Genomic DNA, 268 nt, shown 5'->3' on the forward strand with positions numbered 1-268 from the left:
CGCTGCCCCCGCTCTGACTCCCGAGCAATTGGAGCGTCTACGCGCGCTCCTGGCTCCGACCACGGCTGCGTGAGCCATGCCTGACTTCTTTGAAAACCCCACCATCCGGCGCCGCCTTGGCACCCCAGGACTGGACTGGAATGCCTTCCTGACCGAGCGGGACGAGGACGAGGAGCCCGAGGAGATAGCCACGGACGCGGAGACGGACGTGGAGGACGACGCATAACGCCTAGGACCGGTCCGAGGAGAGGAGCCCCCGCTAAGGCGG

At 67.2% G+C, this 268-nt stretch carries 1 protein-coding gene; it reads left to right on the forward strand.

Annotated elements, in window-relative coordinates; all coding sequences use genetic code 11:
• Nucleotides 1–76: 76 nt before the first annotated feature.
• Nucleotides 77–226, forward strand: a complete 150-nt coding sequence (locus MFF64_RS36925; RefSeq protein WP_238194009.1) for a hypothetical protein — start codon at nucleotides 77–79, stop codon at nucleotides 224–226.
• Nucleotides 227–268: the final 42 nt, after the last annotated feature.

Source organism: Methylobacterium frigidaeris, assembly GCF_022179185.1.
Lineage (GTDB): Bacteria > Pseudomonadota > Alphaproteobacteria > Rhizobiales > Beijerinckiaceae > Methylobacterium > Methylobacterium frigidaeris.

Bases quoted from the DNA above. Each gene is read 5' to 3' on its own strand.
- MFF64_RS36925 (WP_238194009.1), top strand. From the start codon at position 77: ATGCCTGACTTCTTTGAAAACCCCACCATCCGGCGCCGCCTTGGCACC.